At 62.9% G+C, this 24360-nt stretch carries 25 protein-coding genes; 10 read left to right on the forward strand and 15 right to left on the reverse strand.

Annotation, left to right across the window (positions count from 1 at the left end; translation table 11 throughout):
• The first annotated feature begins 50 nt into the window (after positions 1 to 50).
• The 4 genes from IFT76_RS14675 to IFT76_RS14690 all read left to right on the forward strand — a co-directional run bounded on the left by IFT76_RS14675 (position 51) and on the right by IFT76_RS14690 (position 3891).
• Positions 51 to 683 (forward strand): sarcosine oxidase subunit gamma, encoded by a 633-nt coding sequence (locus IFT76_RS14675; RefSeq protein ID WP_122480432.1) that lies wholly within the window; start codon positions 51 to 53, stop codon positions 681 to 683.
• Between the two features lie 143 nt (positions 684 to 826).
• On the forward strand, positions 827 to 1684 hold the full coding sequence (gene purU, locus IFT76_RS14680) for a formyltetrahydrofolate deformylase (protein ID WP_185794946.1): 858 nt from the start codon (positions 827 to 829) through the stop codon (positions 1682 to 1684).
• A gap of 205 nt (positions 1685 to 1889) precedes the next feature.
• The gene (gene fdhA, locus IFT76_RS14685; protein ID WP_122480430.1) at positions 1890 to 3089 is read left to right on the forward strand and encodes a formaldehyde dehydrogenase, glutathione-independent; all 1200 of its coding nucleotides are present in this window, start codon (positions 1890 to 1892) and stop codon (positions 3087 to 3089) included.
• Between the two features lie 229 nt (positions 3090 to 3318).
• A complete protein-coding gene (locus IFT76_RS14690; RefSeq protein ID WP_122480429.1) occupies positions 3319 to 3891 on the forward strand; it encodes a DUF2780 domain-containing protein in 573 nt (190 codons plus the stop codon).
• Here IFT76_RS14690 and IFT76_RS14695 read toward each other — a convergent pair whose 3' ends face one another.
• Positions 3892 to 4782, reverse strand: a complete 891-nt coding sequence (locus IFT76_RS14695) for an acyltransferase (RefSeq protein WP_185794947.1) — start codon at positions 4780 to 4782, stop codon at positions 3892 to 3894.
• 143 nt (positions 4783 to 4925) lie between these two features.
• Here IFT76_RS14695 and rloA2 point away from each other — a divergent pair, with 143 nt between their 5' ends.
• A complete protein-coding gene (gene rloA2 / locus IFT76_RS14700; RefSeq protein ID WP_192055815.1) occupies positions 4926 to 5429 on the forward strand; it encodes a retropepsin-like aspartic peptidase RloA2 in 504 nt (167 codons plus the stop codon).
• 137 nt (positions 5430 to 5566) lie between these two features.
• On the opposite strand, the gene IFT76_RS14705 is transcribed toward rloA2, so the two are convergent.
• From IFT76_RS14705 to IFT76_RS14730, 6 genes are all read right to left on the reverse strand, one after another.
• Positions 5567 to 6181 carry a glutathione S-transferase gene (locus IFT76_RS14705; protein WP_122480662.1) on the reverse strand — a complete coding sequence of 205 codons (615 nt, stop codon included), beginning with the start codon at positions 6179 to 6181 and terminating at the stop codon, positions 5567 to 5569.
• A 160-nt stretch (positions 6182 to 6341) separates the two neighbouring features.
• The gene (locus IFT76_RS14710) at positions 6342 to 8036 is read right to left on the reverse strand and encodes an ATP-binding cassette domain-containing protein (RefSeq protein ID WP_192059011.1); all 1695 of its coding nucleotides are present in this window, start codon (positions 8034 to 8036) and stop codon (positions 6342 to 6344) included.
• A gap of 329 nt (positions 8037 to 8365) precedes the next feature.
• Complete coding sequence (locus tag IFT76_RS14715; RefSeq protein WP_192048076.1) at positions 8366 to 8548, reverse strand: hypothetical protein; 183 nt, start codon at positions 8546 to 8548, stop codon at positions 8366 to 8368.
• Positions 8545 to 9669, reverse strand: a complete 1125-nt coding sequence (locus IFT76_RS14720; RefSeq protein ID WP_185794953.1) for a PepSY-associated TM helix domain-containing protein — start codon at positions 9667 to 9669, stop codon at positions 8545 to 8547. Before IFT76_RS14720 ends, IFT76_RS14715 begins: the two co-directional genes overlap by 4 nt.
• 143 nt (positions 9670 to 9812) lie before the next feature.
• Positions 9813 to 10520 carry an exonuclease domain-containing protein gene (locus tag IFT76_RS14725; protein ID WP_192059013.1) on the reverse strand — a complete coding sequence of 236 codons (708 nt, stop codon included), beginning with the start codon at positions 10518 to 10520 and terminating at the stop codon, positions 9813 to 9815.
• Positions 10517 to 12460, reverse strand: coding sequence for a putative nucleotidyltransferase substrate binding domain-containing protein (locus tag IFT76_RS14730; protein WP_192059015.1), 1944 nt, complete (start codon positions 12458 to 12460; stop codon positions 10517 to 10519). The genes IFT76_RS14725 and IFT76_RS14730 overlap by 4 nt, the downstream gene beginning before the upstream one ends.
• A 162-nt stretch (positions 12461 to 12622) precedes the next feature.
• On the opposite strand from IFT76_RS14730, the gene IFT76_RS14735 reads away from it, so the two are divergent.
• Positions 12623 to 13069: a response regulator gene (locus IFT76_RS14735; protein ID WP_122480421.1), complete on the forward strand. Its 447-nt coding sequence runs from the start codon at positions 12623 to 12625 to the stop codon at positions 13067 to 13069.
• A 224-nt stretch (positions 13070 to 13293) separates the two neighbouring features.
• On the opposite strand, the gene rarD is transcribed toward IFT76_RS14735, so the two are convergent.
• The 3 genes from rarD to IFT76_RS14750 all read right to left on the reverse strand — a co-directional run bounded on the left by rarD (position 13294) and on the right by IFT76_RS14750 (position 17243).
• Complete coding sequence (gene rarD, locus IFT76_RS14740; RefSeq protein WP_192059017.1) at positions 13294 to 14181, reverse strand: EamA family transporter RarD; 888 nt, start codon at positions 14179 to 14181, stop codon at positions 13294 to 13296.
• Positions 14182 to 14290: 109 nt separating this feature from the next.
• Positions 14291 to 15265: a serine/threonine protein kinase gene (locus tag IFT76_RS14745; RefSeq protein ID WP_122714579.1), complete on the reverse strand. Its 975-nt coding sequence runs from the start codon at positions 15263 to 15265 to the stop codon at positions 14291 to 14293.
• A gap of 76 nt (positions 15266 to 15341) precedes the next feature.
• The gene (locus tag IFT76_RS14750; RefSeq protein WP_192059019.1) at positions 15342 to 17243 is read right to left on the reverse strand and encodes a PhoX family protein; all 1902 of its coding nucleotides are present in this window, start codon (positions 17241 to 17243) and stop codon (positions 15342 to 15344) included.
• Between the two features lie 217 nt (positions 17244 to 17460).
• Between IFT76_RS14750 and IFT76_RS14755 the strand changes: the two genes are divergently transcribed.
• The gene (locus tag IFT76_RS14755) at positions 17461 to 17700 is read left to right on the forward strand and encodes a type II toxin-antitoxin system Phd/YefM family antitoxin (RefSeq protein WP_122480418.1); all 240 of its coding nucleotides are present in this window, start codon (positions 17461 to 17463) and stop codon (positions 17698 to 17700) included.
• Complete coding sequence (locus IFT76_RS14760) at positions 17697 to 18083, forward strand: type II toxin-antitoxin system VapC family toxin (RefSeq protein ID WP_122480417.1); 387 nt, start codon at positions 17697 to 17699, stop codon at positions 18081 to 18083. Before IFT76_RS14755 ends, IFT76_RS14760 begins: the two co-directional genes overlap by 4 nt.
• A gap of 6 nt (positions 18084 to 18089) precedes the next feature.
• Here IFT76_RS14760 and bioD read toward each other — a convergent pair whose 3' ends face one another.
• Genes bioD through bioB form a run of 5 tightly spaced genes read right to left on the reverse strand, consistent with a single transcriptional unit; the run spans position 18090 to position 22658 of the window.
• Entirely contained in the window at positions 18090 to 18767 is a 678-nt protein-coding gene (gene bioD, locus IFT76_RS14765; protein WP_192059021.1) for a dethiobiotin synthase, read from the reverse strand.
• On the reverse strand, positions 18764 to 19612 hold the full coding sequence (gene bioC / locus IFT76_RS14770; protein WP_192059176.1) for a malonyl-ACP O-methyltransferase BioC: 849 nt from the start codon (positions 19610 to 19612) through the stop codon (positions 18764 to 18766). The genes bioD and bioC overlap by 4 nt, the downstream gene beginning before the upstream one ends.
• A 34-nt stretch (positions 19613 to 19646) precedes the next feature.
• A complete protein-coding gene (locus tag IFT76_RS14775) occupies positions 19647 to 20378 on the reverse strand; it encodes an alpha/beta fold hydrolase (RefSeq protein ID WP_192055795.1) in 732 nt (243 codons plus the stop codon).
• Positions 20371 to 21543, reverse strand: a complete 1173-nt coding sequence (gene bioF, locus IFT76_RS14780; protein WP_192059023.1) for an 8-amino-7-oxononanoate synthase — start codon at positions 21541 to 21543, stop codon at positions 20371 to 20373. Before bioF ends, IFT76_RS14775 begins: the two co-directional genes overlap by 8 nt.
• A 56-nt stretch (positions 21544 to 21599) precedes the next feature.
• Positions 21600 to 22658, reverse strand: coding sequence for a biotin synthase BioB (gene bioB / locus IFT76_RS14785; protein ID WP_192059025.1), 1059 nt, complete (start codon positions 22656 to 22658; stop codon positions 21600 to 21602).
• Between the two features lie 102 nt (positions 22659 to 22760).
• Here bioB and IFT76_RS14790 point away from each other — a divergent pair, with 102 nt between their 5' ends.
• Both IFT76_RS14790 and IFT76_RS14795 read left to right on the forward strand, forming a co-directional pair.
• Positions 22761 to 23492, forward strand: coding sequence for a ComF family protein (locus tag IFT76_RS14790; RefSeq protein ID WP_192059027.1), 732 nt, complete (start codon positions 22761 to 22763; stop codon positions 23490 to 23492).
• A 9-nt stretch (positions 23493 to 23501) separates the two neighbouring features.
• Entirely contained in the window at positions 23502 to 24251 is a 750-nt protein-coding gene (locus IFT76_RS14795) for a TOBE domain-containing protein (RefSeq protein WP_192059029.1), read from the forward strand.
• Positions 24252 to 24360 lie beyond the last annotated feature (109 nt).

A 24360-nucleotide genomic window follows, 5' to 3' on the forward strand; every position in this document is an offset into this window, starting at 1 on the left:
TCACCACCTTCTTCCAGGCTTGAACAGCATTCACTGACAGGTGCAGCAAAATGACCACAGTCAACGTATACCAGCAACGCCCCGCTTCGGGCGCCAAGGCCGAAGACCCGCTCCACCATGCCGACCTCGCCAGCCTGGTGGGCAAGGGTCGCCAGGGCGCCGGTGTGACCCTGCGCGAGAAAAAGCTGCTGGGTCACCTGACCCTGCGCGGCGACGGCCATGACCCGATCTTTGCCGGCGCCGTGCACAAGGCAACCGGCCTGGAATTGCCCGGCGCCTTGAGCCTGGTCAGCAGCGGCGACACGTCGCTGCAGTGGCTGGGCCCGGACGAGTGGCTGCTGATCGTTCCCGGTGGCGAGGAACTGGCCACCGAGCAACGCCTGCGCGAAGCGCTGGCCGGGCTGCATGTCGCGGTGGTCAACGTCAGCGGCGGCCAGTCGCTGATCGAACTCAGCGGGCCGAACGTGCGCGACGTGCTGATGAAGTCCACGAGCTACGATGTGCACCCGAACAATTTTCCGGTAGGCAAGGCGGTGGGTACGGTGTTCGCCAAGTCTCAGCTGGTGATCCGCCGCACCGACGAGGACACCTGGGAGCTGTTGATCCGCCGCAGCTTCGCCGATTACTGGTGGCTGTGGTTGCAGGATGCCTCGGCCGAGTATGGGCTGAGCATCCAGGCCTGACAGTGCAGGGATTGCACAGCCCTGTGGGAGCGGTCATCGGCCGCGAACCAGGCGCCGCGGTGCATCGGACATACCACCGTGCGCCGTTCGCGGCCGATGACCGCTCCTACAGTTGTTTCGACCTCGACACCAAAGGACTACCCATGAGCCGCGCCCCTGACACCTGGATCCTCACCGCCGATTGCCCCAGCGTATTGGGCACGGTGGATGCGGTTACGCGCTACCTGTTCGAGCAGGGCTGCTATGTCACCGAGCACCACTCGTTCGACGACCGACTGTCGTCGCGCTTCTTCATCAGGGTCGAGTTTCGTCAGCCCGACGGCTTCGATGAAGTTGCCTTTCGCGAAGGCCTCGCCGAGCGCGGAGCCAGCTTCGGCATGATCTTCGAGTTGACCGCGCCGCAATACCGGCCCAAGGTGGTGATCATGGTTTCCAAGGCCGATCACTGCCTCAACGACTTGCTCTACCGCCAGCGCATCGGCCAGTTGCCGATGGACGTGGTCGCGGTGATCTCCAACCACCCGGACCTCGAGCCGCTGGCGCGCTGGCACGACATTCCCTATTACCATTTTCCGCTCGACCCCAAGGACAAACCCTCCCAGGAGCGCAAGGTGTTGCAGGTGATCGAGCAGGCCGGCGCCGAACTGGTGATCCTCGCCCGCTACATGCAGGTGTTGTCGCCAGAGCTGTGTCGGCGTCTGGACGGGTGGGCGATCAACATACATCACTCGTTGCTGCCTGGTTTCAAGGGCGCCAAACCCTATCATCAGGCCTACAACAAAGGCGTCAAACTGGTCGGGGCAACGGCGCACTACATCAACAACGATCTGGACGAAGGCCCGATCATCACCCAGGGTGTAGAAGTGGTCGATCACAGTCACTACCCCGAAGACCTCATCGCCAAGGGCCGCGACATCGAATGCCTGACCCTGGCCCGAGCCATTGGCTACCACATCGAGCGCCGCGTGTTCCTCAACGCCAACCGCACGGTAGTTCTGTAGCAGCGGCGCGAGCCGCGTTCGGCCCTGATGTGATGTGATGTGTCAGATGTACCGCGCCGTCATTGACGCGGCTCGCGCCGCTGCTACGGACGACCGCGCATTCCTGTAGCAGCGGCGCGAGCCGCGTCAGGGCATCGCACGAACAAACGCATGACCGCAGCACGCAAAACCCAAGCTCAAAAACAACAAACAGCGAGGTGAAAGCATGTCTGGTAATCGTGGAGTGGTGTATCTGGGCTCCGGCAAAGTCGAAGTGCAGAATATCGATTTCCCCAAATTGCAGGACCCCAGGGGCAAACGCATCGAGCATGGCGTGATCCTGCGCGTGGTCTCGACCAACATCTGCGGCTCCGACCAGCACATGGTCCGTGGCCGTACCACCGCTCAGGTCGGCCTGGTGCTGGGCCATGAGATCACGGGCGAAGTCATCGAAGCCGGTCGCGACGTAGAACACCTGAAAGTCGGCGATCTGGTTTCGGTACCGTTCAACGTCGCCTGCGGCCGCTGCCGCTCCTGCAAGGAGCAGAACACCGGCGTCTGCCTGACCGTCAACCCGGCGCGCCCCGGCGGCGCCTATGGTTACGTCGACATGGGCGACTGGGTCGGTGGCCAGGCCGAGTTCGTGCTGGTGCCCTATGCGGACTTCAACCTGCTGAAGCTGCCGGACCGCGATGCCGCCATGGAGAAGATCCGCGACCTGACGTGCCTCTCCGACATTCTGCCGACCGGCTATCACGGTGCCGTGACCGCAGGCGTTGGCCCTGGCAGTACCGTCTACGTGGCCGGTGCAGGCCCTGTCGGGCTCGCTGCCGCGGCTTCCGCGCGCCTGCTGGGTGCGGCAGTGGTGATCATCGGTGACGTCAACCCGGTACGTCTGGCGCATGCCAAGGCCCAGGGCTTCGAGATTGCCGACCTGTCCCAGGACACACCGTTGCACGAGCAGATCGCCGCCTTGCTGGGCGAGCCGGAAGTGGATTGCGCAGTCGATGCGGTAGGCTTCGAAGCACGCGGTCACGGTCACAGCGGGGCCAAGGCAGAAGCACCGGCTACCGTGCTCAACTCATTGATGGGCGTGGTGCGTGTGGCAGGCAAGATCGGCATTCCCGGCCTGTACGTTACCGAAGATCCGGGCGCGGTGGACGCGGCGGCGAAGATGGGCAGCCTGAGCATTCGCTTCGGACTGGGTTGGGCCAAGTCACACAGCTTCCATACCGGCCAGACCCCGGTGATGAAGTACAACCGGCAGCTGATGCAGGCCATCATGTGGGACCGCATCAAGATCGCCGATATCGTCGGCGTGGAAGTCATCTCGCTGGACGAGGCCCCGCGCGGCTACGGCGAATTCGACGCGGGCGTACCGAAGAAATTCGTCATCGACCCGCACAAGCTGTTCAGCGCCGCCTGACCAGACCCGCTCCTGCAACGAGCATACAACTCCCCTGTAGGAGCGGCCATCGGCCGCGAAGAGGCCACCGCGGTGTATCTGCACGACCGCAGCGCGCCCTTCGCGGCCATGGGCCGCTCCTACGTGGCTTCATCTTTGCCATTACACAATTTTCACCCCCGAGGAACATAATGGGACCGAACTGCCGTTTGACGACGGTCCGTCTATCTGTCCCCGAGGTTGCTGCACAATGAACATCACTCGCGCCATGGCCCTGGCTTCCCTGATGGCCGTTGCCACCAGTCCCGCCTTCGCCTTCAATTTGAACGACGCGGTCAATGCCGCCTCCACCCTGCAGAACGGCAAGCAAGGCAACAACGCTGCCGTCGCTGCAGCCCCGGAAGCCGCAGGCCTGCTGAACACCTTGGGTTCGACCCTGAACATCACTCCGACCCAGGCCATCGGCGGCACCGGCGCCATGCTGGGCCTGGCCAAGAATCAACTCAGCACCGCCGACTATTCGCAACTGAGCAAATCCGTTCCCGGCATCGACAAGCTTTCGGGCAACAACGCCTTGGGTGGATTGGGAGGCCTGAGCGGCCTGCTCGGCAAGTCCGACCAGAAAAACATCAGCGCACTGAACAACGCCCTTGGCGACGTGAAAACCACCAGCGACATGAACAGCGCCTTCAGCGCGCTGGGCATGAACAGCGGCATGGTCGGTCAGTTCGCGCCAGTCATTCTTCAGTACCTGGGCCAGCAGGGTGTCGGCGGCCCGTTGCTGCAAAGCCTGGGCAGCATCTGGGGCGCCACCGGCAGCTGATCAACGTCCCGATTCGGTGCGCAACGTGCCGATCAGTTGGTCTTTCTCGGTCCATAGCTGGTTGACCCAGTTCTGGACCTTGAGCCGAAATACCGCATCGTTTTCATAATCGCCATCGATCAGGCCCGGATCGATGCTGCGCGACTTGATATCCACGATCACCTTGCGCACATCCCCGCACAACAGGTTCCAGAAACCCGGGATACGCCCGTGCGGATACACCACCGTGACGTCCAGCAAGCGATCCAGTTGCGGCCCCATCGCGGCCAGTACGAAGGCCACGCCGCCTGCCTTGGGCTTGAGCAGATAGCGGAAAGGGGAGGCCTGCTGCTCGCGCTTGGCCTGGGTGAAGCGAGTCCCTTCCAGATAATTGACGATGGTCACCGGCTGACGCTTGTACAGCTCGCACGCCGCCTTGGTGATTTCCAGGTCCTGGCCCTTGAGGTGTGGGTGCTTGTCCAGAAACGCCTTGCTGTAGCGCTTCATGAACGGATAGTCCAGCGCCCACCAGGCCAGCCCCAGGAACGGTACCCAGATCAGCTCCTTCTTCAGAAAGAACTTGAAGAACGGCGCGCGACCGTTGAGTGCCTGGATCAAGGCGGCAATGTCGATCCACGACTGGTGATTGCTTACCACCAGGTAGGACGTGCCCTTGCGCAGGTCGCGTGCTCCGCGAATATCCCACTCGGTACGGGTGCAGACCTTGAAGATCAGTTTGTCGATCTCCGACCAGGTCTCGGCAATCCACATGACCGCCGCCGAGGCATGGTCGCGCCAGCGACCACGTACCACCAGCTTGACCAAGGCGAACACCAGCAAGGGGCCGATCAACACCAGCGTATTGAGCAGCAGAAGGGCGGTCGCGAGACAGCCGGTGAGAAGGCGGCGCATAGGGCTACTCTGGCTTCATGAAGCAGGCAATGATAAGCACAAGCGCGCCTGTAACCAATTCTGCCCGAGGGTTTCGTCAACAAATGTTTCACTTTTATCTGGGTATGCTGCGCGCATTGCACACTGCCCCGAAGGAATTCCAGGTGAAGAACGTACTCGCCCTGTTGTCCATACTGGCCCTGCCCGCGCTGGCAGCAGAGCCGACCCTGTATGGTCGCTATGAATACATCAAGCTGCCCGAAATTGGCGGGCAGACGCTCAAGGCCAAGATGGACACCGGCGCACTGACAGCGTCGCTGTCGGCCAAGGACATCCAGACGTTCACCCGCGACGGCGACGACTGGGTACGCTTTCGCCTGGCCACCAAGGATGCCGACAACAAGATTTACGAGCACAAGATCTCGCGCATGAGCAAGATCAAGAACCGCGCCGAAGAAGACGACGATGGTGAAGGTACCGAAGTCTCGCAACGCCCCGTGGTCGACCTGGAGCTGTGCCTGGGCGACGTCAAGCGCACCATCGAGGTCAACCTGGTAGACCGCAGCAGCTTCAACTACCCCCTGCTGATCGGCGCCAAGGGCCTGCGTGAATTCAAGGCCGCGGTAAACCCTGCCCGCCGCTTCGTCGCCGACAAGCCCGACTGCTGATTCGGGGCGTGGCTTGCGAGGCACATCCCATAGTCTTGCCACCGGGATGACACTGGTCGCCAGTGACAAGGCGTTTCGTTTTGTCGAGGGACTCGAGGTACAGGACTGGTGCGAGGTCGCGTGAGCACCCCGGCCTGTCAGGCCGACGGCACAGTCGAGCGCAGCGACTCGCGCTCACTCACCTCGGCATACCACCCTGCCAACCCCGGATAGCGCTGCCGCCAGCCAGACTCCGGCATGCGAAAATCAACATACCCCAGCGCACAGGCCACCCCGATCGCTGCGATATCGAACGCTGCGCTCAACTCCGCGACCGCCGTGGCCTCCAGATACGCCAGTCCCCGTTCGATCTTTTCCGCCTGATTATCCAGCCACAACGGCCAGTGCAGCTCAGGCGGCCGCAGGGCCTTCTCGTAGCGAATCAGCACGGCCGCGTCGAGCATCGCATCCGCCAATGACGCCACCGTCAACCGCCGCCAGCGCGACGCCCCTTCCCGAGGGATCAGCGGGTTGCCCACATGCTGGTGATCCAGATACTCCAGGATCACCCGACTGTCATGCAGCGTAGTGCCGTCTTCGAGCACCAACGCCGGAATCTTCCCGGCCGGGTTGTCCTGGTTCACTGACGCATCCGGACTGACAGGGCTCAACGCCACCGTCTTCAGCGCTACCCGCTCCAACTGACCGGTCTCATGCAGCAGCACCATGACCTTGCGAGCAAAGGGGGAGGCGGGGTTGTGGTAGAGCGTCATGACGGCCATGAGGTGTTCTCCTTGGATAAGGAAACACCCTGTATCAGCGTGGAGACGGGGTCAAGCCGTCCCAACTTGATTGTGATCCAAAGCTCTCGGACCTGGATTGTCTTGGCCAGGAATGCAGGCGCGTAGCTCGAGTTACGCACAGGGCTGACGCTCAGCGTTCTGCCATTTCCGCTATGCCGTTGAGCAGACCTGCCTCCTTTCTCAACAGCTGCCATGGCCCATCGGCAACGATCTTGCCCTGCTGAATAACCAGAACCTGGTCGAAACGCGCCAACGCTTCGATATCGTGAGTAACGCAGATCAACCCTTTACCTTTGAATGCATGCATCAAGGTGTCCCACGTAGCCATGGCCAGCTCCTGATCGAGTGAAGCGGTTGGCTCGTCAAAAAGATTGAAGCGCCCAGGTCTGTTGAGCAGCCGAAGCAGGCTAAGGCGCTTGGCCTGTCCGCCGGAGAGGTTGGACGCGGTATCGTTGAGATTTAGTTGGCTCAGGAGTGCGTCCAATGACAACTCTCGGGCGTGCTCCAGCAGTTCAGGTTCAGCGGCATGGCCATACATCACGCCCGATTCCAGATCGCCCGGCAGAAATACCGCACTTTGCGGGCAGTAGCGCAGCGCGCGCAGCTGCAAGGCGCCGCAGATACGCTGGACGCAGATACCATTCAAAGAGAGATATTGTCGATACGCCGCATCCATACCCGCCAGCAACTCGAGCAGTGTTGACTTGCCTGCACCACTGGGGCCCGTGATGGCCACGCTCTCATCGGACTTGAATCGCAGGGAAGCGTCGAGCGTCAGATGTCGGCCTGACACCTCCCATGCTGCCAACTCCAAGGAGTAGATGAGGGGTGTCCCAGGTTCCAGTGATCGGTCCGGTCCATCGAATCGCGGAAGGCTGAGGGTCTGCTGCAGTTTCACTCTGTCAGCCATGAACTGGTGGGCCGAACGATAGGCTTCGGCAATGCCCGATATGTTGGTGAGAAATCCACCCGCAATCGAGCACAGGGCAACCAACTCGCCGATGGTCAATGTCGGGTTTGTCATCCCCTGGTTTCGAACGCCCCACACCAGAAGTCCACAGGTGGCGAGCCCGATGAAGAGCATTTTCGCGGACCCCAGCGCTGCGGCAGAACTGGCGACGGTGGTAGCGCAACGCGCGTAGCGCTCGAATGCGAGGTTGAGCGGGGATAGCGTTTGTTCTGCCGCGCCTTCCAGCTTGATCGACCGTGCGGCGCGCAGCGTGCTGAACAGACGTTCAGAGACTTCGTCTTCGCTGTCGTTGACGTCGTTGATATGTCGAGTCCGCCACTGGATGATTCTGTGGCACACATATAAATAGATGCATGACGCCGTCAACAGCGCTGCAAAGAGTTGCGCGCCGCCAAAGTGCACAAACAGAACGCTGACGACAAGGATTTCGATGATCAGGGGCAGCCCAACGGTGACAAAGAAATTCAGTATCTGCTCATGAGCGGTAATGCCTCGATCCGTCGCTTTGATCAAATGGCCGATTCTCAGATTATTGAAGATGCTGAATTCTTTTCTGAATATCTCCGCCATCCAGCTGATGGATCGATCCTTGACCGTCTGCTGCACCAGTCGAGTCAGGACATACGTCTGGATGGGTGCAACCGCAGCTGTCACCAGTATGACCAACGCATAACCACCGAGCAGATAAGGTATCGTCAGGTTTTCAGCGCTGTTGTCGAGTGACAGGTTGTCAATAATGGAACCCAGCAAGAGTGGAGGCGCAAACAACGAAAGCTTGAGGATGAATATCGTGATCAAGGTAGCCCCGAACAGGGCTGGCCTTTGCGTTACTGCATGCGCCAGGAAACGCCTCATACCGATGGGGCCTCATTTCAATGTTGGTTTGTTCACGAGCTGAATGCACAATTAGCCCGAGCAAACCAGTGGGCGTAGTGCGAGGCAGATAGAGATATCATTATGTTTGATTCGATACAACGTTAACGCACAGTGCTGCGTCCTGAAAAATTGTAGGATATTTAACAGTGAGCTATCAGAGTAATTAGCTTCAAAGTAGGGCGTGATCTTCGATTGTTTGATGTAGAACGGTTTGATGTGTAGGATTTGGAAACTTCGGTTGCTCGGATGATAAAGTTAAACAAAACATTACCGCCTAGTTAACCAGGGGTAACTTCCTTCCTCCCAGCTCAGCCCTTCCTCACCAATCCCCACACCCCCAGCACCGCAGGAACCCCCAACCCCACCCACGCCAGGGCATCCCATCCGCCATCCCCCAACAGGGCGGCGAACAATCCGGTGGTGCCGAGCACGCCGACCAACAGCGGAATGCGGAACACCGGCCAGAACGTCGACTTCTTCCTTTTCGTCACGCAGTGGCCTCTGCGCCAGAGGCCTTGGCGGCGCGGCGGCGGACCCACCACAGGTATACGCCACTGCCCAGCACGATGATGGTCAATACATCCAGCGCCGCCCAAAGGATCTGCATCGGCATGCCGCCGTAATCGCCGAAGTGCAGCGGCTGCGACAGGCCCATGGCGTCCATGTACCAAGGCCGTTCGACCACGGCAGTGACGTCCAGCGTGGTGGCGTCGATCAGCACCGGCGTCAGCAGGTGCGAAGTCAGGTGGGTACCGCCCTGCATGAACACCGCGTAATGGTGTTCGCTGGAAAAACGCGTCCCGGGAAAGGCGATGAAGTCGGGTGTCATGCCTGGCGCAGCGCCGTGGGCGATGTCCAACAGGCGGGTGGCGGGCGCCAGTTGTTTGAGCGGTGGCGCGTCGCGGTAGGGTTCGATCAAGGCGCTGAGGGTTTCTGCCCGCCAGGCACCGATCAGCAGGTCGGCGCAGGCGCTGATCACCCCCGTCACGCCCACCACCAGCGCCCAGGTCAAGGTGACCACGCCGATCAGGTTGTGCAGGTCGAGCCAGCGGGTGCGGGTGGATTTCTGATTGCGCACGGTGCCAAACGTGAGTTTGCGCATGAACGGCGCATACAGCACCACTCCGGAAACGATCGCCAGCACGAACAGCAGACCCATGAATGCCAGCAGCAGCTTGCCGGGCAGGCCGGCATACATGTCCACATGCAAGCGCAGCATGACCATCATGAAGCCACCGTTGGCCGAGGGCGTTTCCACGGCTTCGCCGGTACGCGCATCGAGCATGAAGGTGTGCGACGAATTGGGCTCGGTGTCGGCGGTGGCAGCGGTAATCGCCAGCACACCGTGGGGCTCGTCCTCGTCCCAGCCGAAGTATTGCACCACTTCACCCGCACGATGGGCCTGGGCGGCTTCCACCAGTTGTTGCAGATCCAGTTGCGGCGTATTGGCAGGCATTTCGCGGAACTGTGGCGCATCGCCCAGCAGGTGTTCGATCTCGTGATGGAACACCAGGGGCAGGCCAGTGATGGCCAGCATCAGCAGGAAAAGGGTGCAGATCAGGCTGGTCCAGGTGTGGATGAAGGACCAGCGGCGGATGGTGGTGCTTTTCATTTCAGGGCCTGCAAAAAGAACCCAGCCGTCCCCACAGGGATGGCTGGGTCATGGCGCGTTGAGTGCCAGGACGTTATCACCTGTAGTCGACACTGGCGACCGCTGTCGGGTAGCGATCATGTGCTTACACGCCTTTGCGCTGGTCAGAACACCTGGTTCTGCTGGCGCCGCCGCCACTGGCTCACTTTCTCGGCCAAGGCGCGGGGGCTGTCCAGGTCTTGGCGGCGCGCACGGCTGAACAGCAGCATGGCCAATTCCGCGGTGACCAGCGCATCGGCACTGGCGTGATGACGCTCGCCGACCTGCAGGCCGAAATGCATGGTCCAGTCGTCCAGTCCAGCTGCGCGCAGCAGCGCATCGGGGCAGAGCATCGGCGCCAGCTCGGCGACATCGATGAAGGGGTGTTGCAACGTGTAGCCCAGACTGTCCTTGAGCGCGCGGCCCAGCATGTGCTCGTCGAACGGTGCATGGAACGCCAGCAGCGGGCTGTCGCCGACGAAGGTCATGAAATCGAGCAGGGCGTCTGCCGGCGCCTGGCCGGCGGCGATCGCTTCCGGCCCCAGGCCATGGATCAACACACTGGCGCCCAGCCGCGGTTGCTCACGCAGCAATGTGCGTTCGAACTGCTGGGAGAAGTCCACCGCGCCGTCTTCGATGACCACCGCGCCGATCGACAGCACCTGGTCCTTGTTCAGGTTCAAGCCACTGGTTTCCAGGTCCAGCACCACCCAGCGCTGTTCGCGCAGGCTGCAGTCAGCCAAAGGCTGCGGGCCTGGCAACCCTTGCAGGCGCTGCTGCAGCTCGACTGCCAGCGGGGTGGGGCGTGGCCGTCGCCACCGGAACAAATTCACAGTTGATACCTCAGGCTCAGGCTGGCCTGCAGACGTTGGGCCTGGCGCAGCGACTCGCGCAGGATGCGCCGGTCCAGGTGGTTGAGTTCGGCGGGGTCGATGCGATTGGAGTAGGGCAAGTGCTGCCGAGCCTGGGCCTGATGCTGCTGCATGCGCGTCTGCTGGATGAAATGGTACGCCTCTTCGTACGCGGCGCCGTCCTGCGCGTCGATGACCTCCTTGGCCACCAGTTGGCGCAGGCGCTCCAGGGTATTGCCGGTGTCGATGCCGTTGGCCAGGGCCAGCAGGCGCGCGCCGTCGACGAAGGGCGTCAGGCCTTGCACCTTGAGGTCCAGGGTGGCTGCCTTGTCGCTGCCTTGACGGGTCAGCACGAAGTCGCGAAAGCGCCCCACCGGCGGGCGTTGGCGCAAGGCGTTCTGCGCCAGCATGCGCTGGAACAGTCGATTGTCGGCCACCTGCTCCAGCACGCTGCGGCGCAACTGCGCACACGCCGAATCATCGCCCCATACCGTGCGCAGGTCGAAGTAGATGCTCGAATTGAGCAGGTTCTCCGGGCTCGCTTCGCGAATGAAACCGGCGAAACGCCGTGCCCATTCCAGACGCGACAGGCACAGCTCGGGGTTGCTGGCCATGACGTTGCCCGAGCACAGGCTGAAGCCGCACTGCGCCAGGGCCAGGTTGATCTGGTGCGCCAGTGGCAGCAGCTTGCCGCGGATTTCGGCAGCGTGGGCAGCGTCGCGGGCTTCGAAGACGATGCCGTTGTCCTGATCGGTGTGCAGGGTCTGCTCGCGGCGGCCCTCACTGCCGAAACACAGCCAACTGAAAGGCACGCCCGGATCACCGCGCTCTTCCAGCACCAGCTCGATCACCCGGCAGACGGTGTGATCGTTGAGCAAGGTAATGAGCTGGGTGATCTGCGTCGACGATGCGCCATGGGCCAGCATGCGCTCGACCAGAGCGCTGATCTCCCCACGCAAGGCAATCAGTTGTTCTAGGCGCGAGGCATGGCGAATGGTGCGTGCCAGGTGCACCAGATCCACCCGCTGCAGGGAAAACAGGTCGCGCTCGGAGACCACGCCACACAGGCGCTGGTCTTTCACCAGACAGACATGGGCGATGTGCCGTTCGGTCATGGCCACGGCAGCATCGAAGGCGCTGGCTTCAGGGCTGAGATGGAAGGGCCGCGGGATCATGTAGCGCTCGATGCCCGCACCGAAATCGGTGGCCGCGTCAGCCACGGCCTGGCGCAGGTCGCGCAGGGTGAAAATGCCCTGGGGGGCCTTCAGGTCATCGACGATGACGATGCTGCCCACTTGCTGCTCGTGCATCAGCCGCACGGCGTCGCGCAGCGGCAGAGAGCCTGAGCAAGTCACCGGGTGGCGCATGGCAAGGTCCCCCAGTCGGGTGTTCAGCGAATACTGGGTGCCCAGGGTTTCCACGGCCTGGCGCTGCACTTGCTGGTTGACCTGGTCGAGCAGGCTGCTCACCCCGCGCAGGGCGAAGTCGCGGAACACCGTCGACAGCGCGAACAGCTTGATGAAGGCCGGCTTGTTCAATTGCAGGCAGAAGGTGTCTTCGGCTGCCAGATGCTCGGTGCGCGTGGCCCGTTCGCCGAGCAGGGCGGCCAGCGGGAAGCACTCGCCGGCAGTGATCTCGAACGTGGTTTCGGTGCCGCGACGCGCACTGTGCGGCCGCTCGCCCACCACCTGCCCCTGCTTGACGATGTAGAAATGCTCGACAGCGCCATCGGCCGGTTTGATGATGCTTTCACCGCCGGCATAGAAGCGCAGCTGGCACTGCTCGACCAGGTACGCCAGGTGGGCGTTTTCCATCTGGTTGAACGGTGGGAAACGTTGCAGGAACTGCACGGTGCCGTGGATGTTCTGCAGCACCGCGGTCTTGCCCGCCTGGGTGAAGGCGTCGGTTTTGCTCATGGCCATTACCGCTCGATAGGTCGAATCGGAAGTTGTTGTTATGGGAGATTTGTCTTTATCGTTCGGCCATGGTCGACTGCATGGGCGAAGGTGCCCATTGGACGTAAGTCTAAAAGGCGGGATCGAGCGCAATGGCCAGATGGATAGGTTCTGGATGACGGGAAGCGTATGTCCGATCACGAATTGTTGTTGAGCGATGCCGAGCGTGAAGCGCTCAGCGAACTGGGCCAGGTGCAGGCACTGCCGCCGCAGCTGGTGCTGATAGTGGATGATGACGACGACACGCGGGACGTCCTTGCGCAGATTCTGGCGCTGCATGGCATCGAATGCCTGCAGGCCGACAGCGCCATGGGCGCAATGCTGCAGTTGCGCGCCAACAGGGGCATCGGGCTGTTGATCACCGACCTGCGCATGGGGCCCGAGTCGGGCCTGGACCTCATCCGTGAAGTGCGCGAGTCGGAGCGTGCGGCGCTGCCGATCATCATCATTTCAGGCGATGCCAGCGTGAAGGATGCGATTACTGCCATGCACCTGAGCGTGGTGGATTTTCTCCTCAAGCCGATCGACCTGGACCTGCTGGTAAAACTGGCGCGCGAAGAGCTCGGCTTGATCTGAAGCCTCTTCAAGGTTATCCAAGGTTATCCTGCGCCTGCCTGTGGATAACCTGTGTCGACCCCTCTGCAGGCCGCGTCCTGCAAGGCCCACAGGCAATCGTTCAAAAAACAGCCAGTTTACGGCATGTTGTGCACAATCCACGGGGACCAGGCTGTGGATAACCTTGGCGTAGATCGCTGTACACCAAGCTCGGCGCGGCCTGCAGCCAGTTGATCGTTTTCTGATCAGTCGCGTTTGCGTCGATTCCACCAGATATCCACACTGTAGATAGCCAGCCCCGCCCAGATGAAGATGAACGTCATCAAGGTCGCCGGAGCCAAGTGTTCGCCGAACACCTGAACGGCCAGCAGCAACACGAGCGTTGGTGCGATGTACTGCAAGAAGCCCAGCGTGGTATACGGCAAATGGCGCGCCGCGGCATTGAAGCACAGCAGCGGCACCAGTGTGATCGGCCCAGCAGCCATCAACCAGAGCGCGTCGCTGGTAGTCCAGAAGGCCGGCTGGATACTGACGGCATCGCCGTGCCAAAGCAGCCAGCCCGCGGCCAGCGGTACCAGCAACCAGGTTTCGATCACCAACCCTGGCAACGCGGCCACCGGTGCCCGCTTGCGGATCAGTCCGTAGAAACTGAACGTCAAGGCCAGTGCCAACGAGACCCATGGCAGGCTGCCCACCTGCCAGACCTGCTGCGCCACCCCCGTCGCCGCCAGCGCCACGGCGATCCATTGCAGCGGGCGCAGCCGCTCGCGCAGGATCAGCAAGCCGAGCACGACGTTGAGCAGCGGGTTGATGTAGTAGCCCAGGCTGGCCTCGAGCAGTCGACCGTTGTTCACCGCCCACACATAGACCAGCCAGTTGGCGGCGATCAGGCAACCGCTGCCCACCAGGATCGCCAGGCGCACAGGGTTGTCGCGCAATTCGCGCAGCCAGCCGGGGTGCTTCCACACCAGCAGCAGCAACGAGCCGAGCAGCGCCGACCAGAGCACCCGCTGGGCGATGATCTCCACGGCCGGGTAGTGCGCAAGGGTCTTGAAGTAGAGAGGGATGAACCCCCAACAGATGTAGGCGCTCAGGCCCAGGATGTACCCCCGACGGGGATTGGCGACTTGCATGGAGCTCCCTGCTGGCACGGTTTCGAAATCGAATCGCTGGTCGGTAACTGTTACACATCAAACCATTGGAAACAAAAAGGCGAACGCTGCTTTCAGGTCCGGCGCCCGGCTAGAACAGCTTCAGCGGTTCTTCGTTGAGTGCTGCCAGCTGCTCGCGCAACGCCAGCACCTGGTCACCCCAATACCGCTCGGTGCCGAACCAGGGAAAACTGCGCGGAAAGGCCGGGTCTTCCCAGCGCCGTGCCAGCCAGGCGCTGTAGTGCATCAGGCGCAGCGCCCGCAGGGGTTCGATCAGCGCCAGCTCGCGCGGATCGAAGTCGTGGAATTCGCGGTAGCCGTCCATCAGCTCGGACAGCTGGCCGAGGCATTCCTGGCGGTCGCCGGCGAGCATCATCCACAGATCCTGCACCGCCGGGCCCATGCGGCAATCGTCGAGGTCGACGATATGGAACACCTCGTCGCGGCACATCATGTTGCCGGGGTGACAATCGCCGTGCATGCGGATGTTCTGGTGCGGCGTGGCCTTGTACACCTCTTCCACGCGCTTGAGCAGGTCACGGGCGACCGACTCGTAGGCGGGCAGCAGGCTGCGCGGTACATGGTTGCCTTCGAGCAAGGTCTGCAGCGAATCGTGGCCGAAATTCTGCACCCCCAACGCTTCGCGGTGCTCGAACGGGCGTGTGGCGCCCACGGCATGCAGGCGGCCCAGCAGCTGGCCCAGGCGATAGAGCTGATCGAGATTGCCCGGCTCGGGCGCCCGGCCGCCCCGGCGAGGAAACAGGGTGAAACGGAACCCGGCGTGTTCGAACAGCGTTTCGCCCTCGTGCACCATCGGTGCAACCACGGGCACTTCGCAATCGGCCAGCTCGGCCGTGAACGCGTGTTCTTCCAGAATGGCAGCGTTGGTCCAGCGGTCGGGGCGATAGAACTTGGCAATCAGCGGTTGGCCATCTTCGATGCCCACCTGATAGACGCGGTTCTCGTAGCTGTTGAGTGCCAGCACCCGTGCATCGCTCAGAAAGCCGATGCTTTCCACGGCGTCGAGCACCAGGTCTGGGGTGAGTGTTTCAAAAGGGTGGGCCATGCGAACTCCTGCGCGCGGCAGGCTGCCGCGTCCGGCTCGCCATGGTAGCGCAGACGCGGCAACAGCGGTGGCCGGGTTACGCGCCGATCACCCCGCCATCCTCGCGGCTGATGGCAATCACCGACGAGCGTGGCTTGCCGTTGGGCAGATGTTCGGGGAAGGTCGAACCGCCGTTTTCGCCCGGATGCTGGATGCCGATGAACAGGGTGCGTTGATCGGCAGCGAAGCTGACGCCGGTGACTTCGCAACCGACCGGGCCGACCATGAACCGGCGGATCTCGCCGCTGGCAGGGTCGGCGCAGAGCATCTGGTTGTTGCCCATGCCGGCGAAGTCGCCCACGTTGGTGGTATCGCCATCGGTCTGTACCCACAGTCGACCGGCATCGTCGAACGCCAGGCCATCGGGGCTGTTGAACATGTTCTGCGGATTGATGTTGGACGAGCCGCCCTTGGCCTGGCCAGGGTGCACGCCGGGGTTGCCGGCCACCAGGAACAGGTCCCACTCGAAGTCCATGGCGCCGTGCTCGTCGCCGCTTTCGCGCCAGCGCAGGATCTGACCGTAGACGTTCTTCGCGCGCGGGTTGGGGCCGCCGACCGGTTGGCCGTCGTCACCGCGCTTGACGTTGTTGGTCAGGGTGCAATAGACCAGGCCATCTTTCGGGCTGACCACGATCCACTCGGGACGGTCCATGCGCGTGGCCTGCATGACGGTGGCAGCCAGTCGCGCGTGGATCAGTACCTCGGCCTGGCTGGCAAAGCCTTTGCTGGCATCCAGGCCGTGCTTGCCATGGGTCAGCTCCAGCCATTGGCCACGGCCCTTGGGGTGGTCGGGGTTGCCGTCGCCGTCGTCGAAACGCGCAACGTACAGTGTGCCGTGGTCGAGCAGGTCACGATTGGCCTTGGGGTTGTGGTGGTCGATGCGATCGCGGCTGATGAATTTGTAGATGAATTCGCCGCGCTCGTCGTCGCCCATGTACACCACGGCATGCCCGTCGCGGGTTTCGGCCAGGGCTGCGTTCTCATGCTTGAAGCGACCCAGTGCGGTGCGCTTGACCGGCATGGCGGTGGGGTCGAACGGGTCCACTTCCACGACCCAGCCATGACGGTTGAGTTCGTTGGGGTTGCGCGCCATGTCGAAGCGCGGATCGTGGGGGTGCCAATTGATTTCCTTGCTGGCCGCGACCACGCCGTAGCGTTTCTGCGCCGGGGTGAACGCCAGCGTTGCGTCGGTGCTGCCGAAGCAGTCGGTAAAGTTTTCTTCGCACGTGAGGTAGGTGCCCCAGGGCGTCTTGCCATTGGCACAGTTCTGGAACGTGCCATGCACCAGTTGCCCGGTGCTGTCGGCCGCAGTTTTGAGCAGGGCATCACCGGCCGCCGGGCCGCTGACACGGATCGGCGTGTTGCCGTGAACACGTCGGTTGTACTGCGAACCCTGGACGAAGTGCCAGTGGCCGGCCTTGCGCTGGATCTCGATCACCGACAGGCCTTCGCAGGCCAGGGCCTTGCGCACCTCGTCGGCCGACTGCGGGCTACCGCCATGGGCGTAGAGATAACGGTAGTTGGTGTATTCGTTGTTGATGGCCATCAACGCGCGATTGGCGTCGTTGGGGAAGGGGAACAGACTCATGCCATCGTTGTTGTCGCCGAACTGCACCTCCTGGGCTTCGGCGCTGCCGTTGCCGCTGGGGTCGAACGCAGGGCCGCCGGCTTGCAGGGGTTGCCCCCAGCTGATCAGCACGCTGGCCCGATAGCCTGGCGGCAGGCTGATGGTGTCGCTGGTGGCAGCCGCAATGCCGGTGAAACCGAGCAGGCCGCTGTTACCGGCGCTCACGGCGCTGGCCACGGCCGTGCGGGTCAGCAGGTTACCGCCCATGAACATTGCGGCACCGCACAATGCGCCAGCACCGATGAAGCGACGACGGCTCAGGCCGGTGATCTTTTCCAGGTCGGTGGCTTGATGTTCTTCTAATAGGCTCATGATCATCTCCCTTCAGGTCAGCGAGTACCTTAAGGAGGGATTATGACGAACAGGTTGCAGGCAGGGGGTGTGCCGATGCGTGCGTGCAGAAATGTTTCCGAATACAGCAATACGGGGGGAACCACGGTGCAAAGCCAGCATAAATGCGCACAAGAGAATTAGCTAACCAGATGGGCTAAGATACACTGTAGTCACCTGTACAAAGGAGTCGCCACCGATGGCCATTCACAATGTTCACGATGCCAAAAGCAATCTGTCCCGGCTACTGGATCAAGCTGCGGCCGGTGAAGTGGTCGTCATTGCCAAAGCCGGCAAGCCGGTTGCCCGGCTGGTGGCTTATGACACGCCACTAGCGGGTGAAGCAAAGCGTATCGGTTTCATGCTTGACCTGGAGGTACCCGAAGACTTTGATGAGCTGGACATTGAGGTCGCCAATCTCTTCGAGGGCAAGGTGTGAAGTTACTGCTCGACACGCATATCCTGATCTGGGTTGCCAAGGACAGCCCGATGCTTTCAGCAAGTGCTCGATCGTTGATCGGCAATATGGATCACGAGGTGTACTTCAGCGCAGCGAGCCTGTGGGAAGTGGCCATCAAGAACGGTCTGAGCCGCAGCGCCACGGTCATCGATACGGCGCGTCTGCGCCGGCAGCTATTGCTCAATGGCTACAGCGAGCTACCCATCACTGCAGCCCATGGCATGGCCGTGGAAAAACTGCCGCCCATTCATCGCGATCCGTTCGATCGCCTGCTATTCGCCCAGGCTACCCTCGAGAGCATGCAGTTACTGACGGCCGACGCATTGTTGAGCCAATACGGCGCACCCGCATTGCACGTTTGAATCGTCCTACCCAATAAGCTCCAGATGCAGATGCTCGGCAACGCTTTGGGCACTGGCGTCCTTCAGGTAGGGCACGCGACCCAGGCAGGGCGCTGGCATGCGTTCGGCCAGGGTGGCGAGGTTATCTTCCAGGCGTGAGGTTTTCGGTTCGATGATGTTGGCCACCCAGCCGGCCAGCTGCAGGCCGTCGCGGGCGATCGCTTCCGCACTGAGCAGCGCATGGCTGATGGCGCCCAGGCGCACGCCCACCACCAGAATCACCGGCAGTTTCAGGGCAATGGCCAAGTCCGACAGGTTGGCCTGGTCGGACAGCGGCACGCGCCAACCGCCGGCGCCTTCGATCAGGGTGAAGTCTGCCTGCTGGGCCAGCACGTGGCGCATGGGCGCCAGCAACGATCCAACCGTCAGCGCCACGCCAGCCTCGCGAGCGGCAATGTGTGGAGCGATCGCCGGTTCGAAGGCCACTGGATTGACCTGCGCATATTCCAGGCTGATCGAACTCTGCGCCATCAAGGCCAGCGCATCACTGTTGCGCAGGCCCTTGGGTGTGACATCGCAGCCCGAGGCAACGGGCTTGGCACCCAGCGTGCTGAGGCCCCTGAGCATAGCGGCGTGCAACAGGCCGGCCGCGATCGTGGTCTTGCCGATGTCCGTGTCGGTACCGGCGATGAAATAGGCGCTCATCGGGATTGTCCTTGCTCGACAGGTTTGCGCAACACAGCGTAGACCACCTGGTAGGTGGCGGGCAGCCCCAGCGGTGTGCGGAAGGTTTCATAGGCGTGCAGCAGGCCAAGCATGCGCGTGCGGCCAGTCAGGCCGTCAGGTCGGCCGGGGTTGAGATTATGTGCGCCCAGCGCCTTGAGTTCATGGGTCAGGCCACGCACGTCGGCGTAGTGCAGCACATGGGGCACGTTATCCAGGCCCAGCACCTCCAGGCCGCTGTCGGCGCACAGGCGCTGGTAGTCGGCGAACTCACGGAAGCGGTTGACGTGCACCCGGCCATCCACTGCGCGCCAGCTCTGGCGCAGCTCGTGCAGCGTGCCCGCGCACAGGCTGGCGAATGCCAGCACGCCACCGGGCTGCAGTGTTCGGTGGGCCTCGGCAAGCACCGCGGCGAAGTCGCTGCACCATTGCACTGCCAGGCTCGAATAGATCAGGCCACAGCAGCCACTGCGCAACGGCAGCTGCTCGGCATCGCCGGCCACATGCCAGGTGGCGCCGCCCTGGGCGCGCGCGTGGGTCAGCATGCCTTCGGCGATGTCCAGCGCCACGCCGCCGACTTCCGGAAAACTCTGGGCCAGGGCGCGGCTGAAATAGCCCGTGCCGCTGCCCAAGTCGAGCCATTGCGAGGGTTGCAGACCGGTCGGCAGGCGTGCGAGCAGCGCGTGCCCAACGTCGCGTTGCAACTGCGCGACGCTGTCGTAACTCGCCGCTGCCTTGGAAAAGGAAGCCGCCACCCGCCGCTTGTCCGGCAACGCAGACCCCGCCTCGGCCCCTGTAGCAGCGGCGCAAGCCGCGTCATCTACCATCGCCAAACGTGCGTCAAACGCAAAACCCTTGCCGTTATTCATCAAAACCTCGCTCACGCAGGAAGGCCTGAATTGCACCGGCGACCCTTTGCGAGTCCTCCAGCATGAACGCATGGCTGGTCTGCTCGACCAGGCCGATCTCCGCCTCTGGCAGCAGCTCCCGCAACGCGCTTACTGCACCAACAGGCACCAGCGAATCGTTCCCGGCAAACAGGTGCAGTTGCGGCCCGGCAAACGCCTGCAACGCGGCCCGGGTATCCAGCTCCGCCAGCACATGCAGGCCCTCCACCAACGTCTGTGTCGAAGTCGGCTCAGCAACCGCCAGTCGCCGAGAAAGCCCGCGCGGATCAGCAGCGCCTTGCGCACAGAGCGACGCGAAGCGCTTCAGCAGGTTTTTCGGATCCGCCTCGCAAGCGGCCAGAAACGCTTCGAACGTCTTAGCGGGCATTGCATCCGGCCAGTCGGCGCGGGCCACGAAACAGGGGTTGCTGGCCAGCGTCAGCAAGCCACGACAGCGCTCGCCACGGCGCGCCGCCAGTTCGGCAGCAAGCATGCCTCCCAGCGACCAGCCGCCCAGCCAGACACCGTCCGGCAGGCGTTCGTCGAGCGCGTCGAGCCAGTCGGAAAGCTGGATGGAACCGGGCTCGGGCAAGGCTTCGATCCGCGCCTGCACGGGTTCAGCGAGCCCTCGCAAGGCGGCGACCAGGGGATCCAAAGCACCGTTGCCCAGGCCCCAGCCAGGTAGCAGGATCAAGCGATCAAGCATGTTCAGCTCCCAGCAGCGGGTAGCACTCAGCCAGCGCATCGAGCAGTCGCTGCACCTGGGCACTGCTGTGAGCGGCCGAAAGCGTGACCCGCAATCGCGCACTGCCGACAGACACCGTTGGCGGGCGAATGGCCGTCACCAGCACTCCGCGCTCGCGCAACAGCCGCGACAAATGCAGGGCTCGCCCGGCGTCGCCGATGAGAATGGGTTGAATGGGCGTGAAGCTATCCATCAAGGTCAGGCCCAACCGGGCAGCGCCCCGTCTGAACTGCGCGATCAGGGTCGCCAGGTGCTCGCGCCGCCAGTGCTCGCTGCGCAGCAGCTGCAGGCTGCGCAACGTGGCGCAGGCCAGCGCCGGTGGCTGGCTGGTGGTGTAGATGTAGGGCCGGGCGAACTGCACCAGCGTCTCGATCAGTTCCTCGCTGCCGGCTACGAAGGCGCCCGCAGTGCCGAAGCCCTTGCCCAAGGTCCCGACCAGCACCTGCACATCGTCCAACCCCAACCCGAAGTGTTCGACGATACCGCCACCGGTGGCGCCCAGGGCACCGAACCCGTGGGCATCGTCGACCATCAGCCAGGCACCCTTGGCGCGGGCCGAAGCGGCCAGTTGCGGCAGCTCGGCAAGGTCACCGTCCATGCTGAAGACGCCATCGGTCACCACCAGCGTATTGCCGGTGGCTTTGTCGAGGCGCGTTTCCAGGCTGGCGGCATCGTTGTGCAGGTAACGGCTGAAGCGTGCGCCGCTGAGCAAGCCGGCGTCCAGTAGCGAGGCGTGGTTGAGCCGGTCCTGCAGCACGGTATCGCCTTGCCCCACCAGGGCGGTGACCGCCCCCAGGTTAGCCATGTAGCCGGTGGAAAACAGCAACGCCCGCGGACGCCCGGTGAATTCGGCCAAGGCCTCTTCCAGCGCGTGGTGAGGGCTGCTGTGACCGACCACCAGATGCGATGCTCCACCGCCCACGCCCCAGCGCTCGGCGCCCTCGCGCCAGGCCTTGATCACTTCGGGGTGGTTGGCCAGGCCCAGGTAGTCGTTGCTGCAGAAAGCCAGCAGCGGTTGGCCATCGACCACCACGCATGGCCCCTGCGGGCTTTGCAGCAATGGACGCTGACGATAGAGGTCGGCGGCGCGGCGCTCGGCCAGGCGCGCGCTGAGGTCGAAGGGCATGCAGGCCTCGAATGGCAGGGGGGAGGTGAACGCCGGCCGCTGGGGCCGGCGCAGGGTCAGGCGGACGCGGCGTCGTAGAACAGGTCGCTGCTCTTCTGCTCGACCAGGGCATGTTCGATGGCCGCTTGATGGACCTCGTCGGCGTGTTCTTCACGAGCTTCGGGAGCGATCCCCAGGCGGGCGAACAACTGCATGTCCTTGTCTGCCTGCGGGTTGGCCGTGGTCAACAGCTTGTCGCCATAGAAGATCGAGTTGGCCCCGGCCAGGAAAGCCAGTGCCTGCATCTGTTCGTTCATCGCTTCGCGCCCGGCGGAAAGGCGCACATGGGACTGGGGCATGAGAATGCGCGCCACGGCGAGCATGCGGATGAAATCGAACGGGTCGATATCCTCGGCGTTTTCCAGCGGCGTACCGGCCACTTTCACCAGCATGTTGATCGGCACCGACTCGGGATGCTCGGGCAGGTTGGCCAACTGGATCAGCAGCCCGGCGCGGTCGTCCAGCGACTCGCCCATGCCCAGGATGCCGCCGGAGCAGATCTTCATGCCGGCGTCGCGCACGTGGGCCAGGGTCTGCAGGCGTTCGCTGTAGGTGCGGGTGGTGATGATGCTGGCGTAGAACTCCGGCGAGGTGTCCAGGTTGTGGTTGTAGTAGTCGAGGCCGGCCTGGGCCAGCGCCTTGGTCTGGTCTTCGTCCAGGCGCCCCAGGGTCATGCAGGTTTCCAGGCCCAGCGCCTTGACCCCGGCAACCATTTGCAACACGTACGGCATGTCCTTGGCCGAGGGGTGTTTCCAGGCCGCGCCCATGCAGAATCGCGTCGAACCGATCGCCTTGGCGCGGGCGGCTTCCTCGAGCACCTTCTGCACTTCCATCAGCTTTTCTTTTTCCAGCCCGGTGTTGTAGTGCCCCGATTGCGGGCAGTACTTGCAGTCCTCGGGACAGGCGCCGGTCTTGATCGACAGCAGGGTCGAGACCTGGACCCGATTGGGGTCGAAATGCACCCGGTGCACGCTTTGCGCCTGGAACAGCAGGTCGTTGAACGGCTGCACGAACAGCGCCTTGACCTCGGCCAGGGTCCAGTCGTGACGAACGGTTGCAGTTGTACTGGCGCTCATCGGCGATTCCTTGTTTATGCTTGGGCGCGCGCAGGGACGCTGGAATGTCCATGGGCGCAACGCGGCTATTGAGTTGAATGCGGGCATGATTAAGGAAGCTCCATGCACTGTCAACCTTCTGCGGCTGCCAGGGTCTACAAGTGGCTAGAAAATGATCAGATTTGCCTGCTGTGCGACGAAGCGTCGGGCAATCCCTATGCCCTGTGCGAGGCCTGCGAATGCGACCTTCCCTGGCTGGAGGAGCAGTGCACGGTGTGCGCATTGCCCTTGGCGATGAGTGGGTTCACCTGCGCGCCCTGTCGGCGTCGGCCACCCGCATTCGGCAAGGTGGAAACCCCCTGGCACTATGGTTTTCCCCTCGACAGCCTGATCACCCGCTTCAAGCACAACAGCCAGTGGCCCTATGGACGTTTGCTGGCCGAGTTGACCAGTCACTGGCTCGATCATCGTTTCAACGAAGGGTTGCCACGCCCGCAGTTGCTGATCCCGGTGCCCATGGGGCGCAAACGCCTGCGCAGACGCGGTTTCAACCAGGCTGAAATGCTCGCTCGGTGGTTGTCCGAGGCACTGCACATCGACTGCGATTCGACCCTGGTGCAACGACCGCGCGAGACCCAGGCGCAGCAGGAACTGGGCGCCAAGGCGCGGCTGCACAACCTGGAACGAGCCTTTGCCTTGATGCCCGGTGCGGTGCTCGACGGAGTGCACGTCGCCTTGGTCGACGATGTGATGACCACCGGCGCCACCGCGCAGGCCCTGGCCACGCTGCTTCGCGAGGGCGGCGCCGCGCGGGTCGACGTCTACTGTCTGGCGCGCACGGCCAAGCCCGAGTAGCCTTGGGCCATGACCTTGCCTCCTTTGCTGGCCCAGTACATCGCCCGTCGTCCGCAACGCATCGAACTGCTGCGTCATATCGCCGAGCAGGGTTCGATCACCCGTGCCGCCAAGGCGGCTGGCCTGAGCTACAAGGGCGCCTGGGACGCCATCGACGAACTCAACAACCTGGCCCAAACGCCGCTGGTCGAACGGGTCGTGGGCGGCAAGGGCGGTGGTGGCGCGTGCTTGTCCGCGGAAGGGCAGCGCATGCTGCGCCTTTACCAGAAGCTCCAGGCCTTGCAGGCGCAGGTGCTCGAAGCCGCCGAGGACGTCGGCGACCTCGACCTGCTGGGCCGACTCATGCTGCGTACCAGTGCCCGCAATCAACTGCACGGCCGCGTGACTGCCATCGACGCTCAAGGGCGCAACGACGAAATCACTTTGGACCTGGGCGCGGGGTTGAGCCTGCGCGCGCAGATCACCCATGACAGCACGCAAACCCTGACGCTGGTGCCCGGCGCTGGTGTGGTGGCCTTGATCAAGGCGGGTTGGTTGTGCGTGTTGCCACTGGATGCTCCCGCCATGCCAGGTCACAGCTGCCTGCAGGGTGTGCTGGAGCAGGTCCTGAAGGACGCTCGAGGGCCTTGCGAAATGCGTATCGGCCTGGCGAATGGGCAGACCCTGTGCGCACTTTCCGAGCACTGCTCGATCCGTGAGGGCGACTCGGTCAATGTGTGGCTCGATCCTGCCAACGTTCTACTCGGTACTCCGCTCTAACCCGCGCCATACCCGCCGAACCCTGTCGATCCCCCTTTTCAGCGAGCCAGCCCGCAGCCGCCACGGCACCGTGACGGCCGCCGGGCGGGTATTGACTTTGCGCAGGCGT

The sequence above is a fragment of the Pseudomonas sp. CFBP 13727 genome, assembly GCF_014841915.1.
GTDB lineage: Bacteria > Pseudomonadota > Gammaproteobacteria > Pseudomonadales > Pseudomonadaceae > Aquipseudomonas > Aquipseudomonas baltica.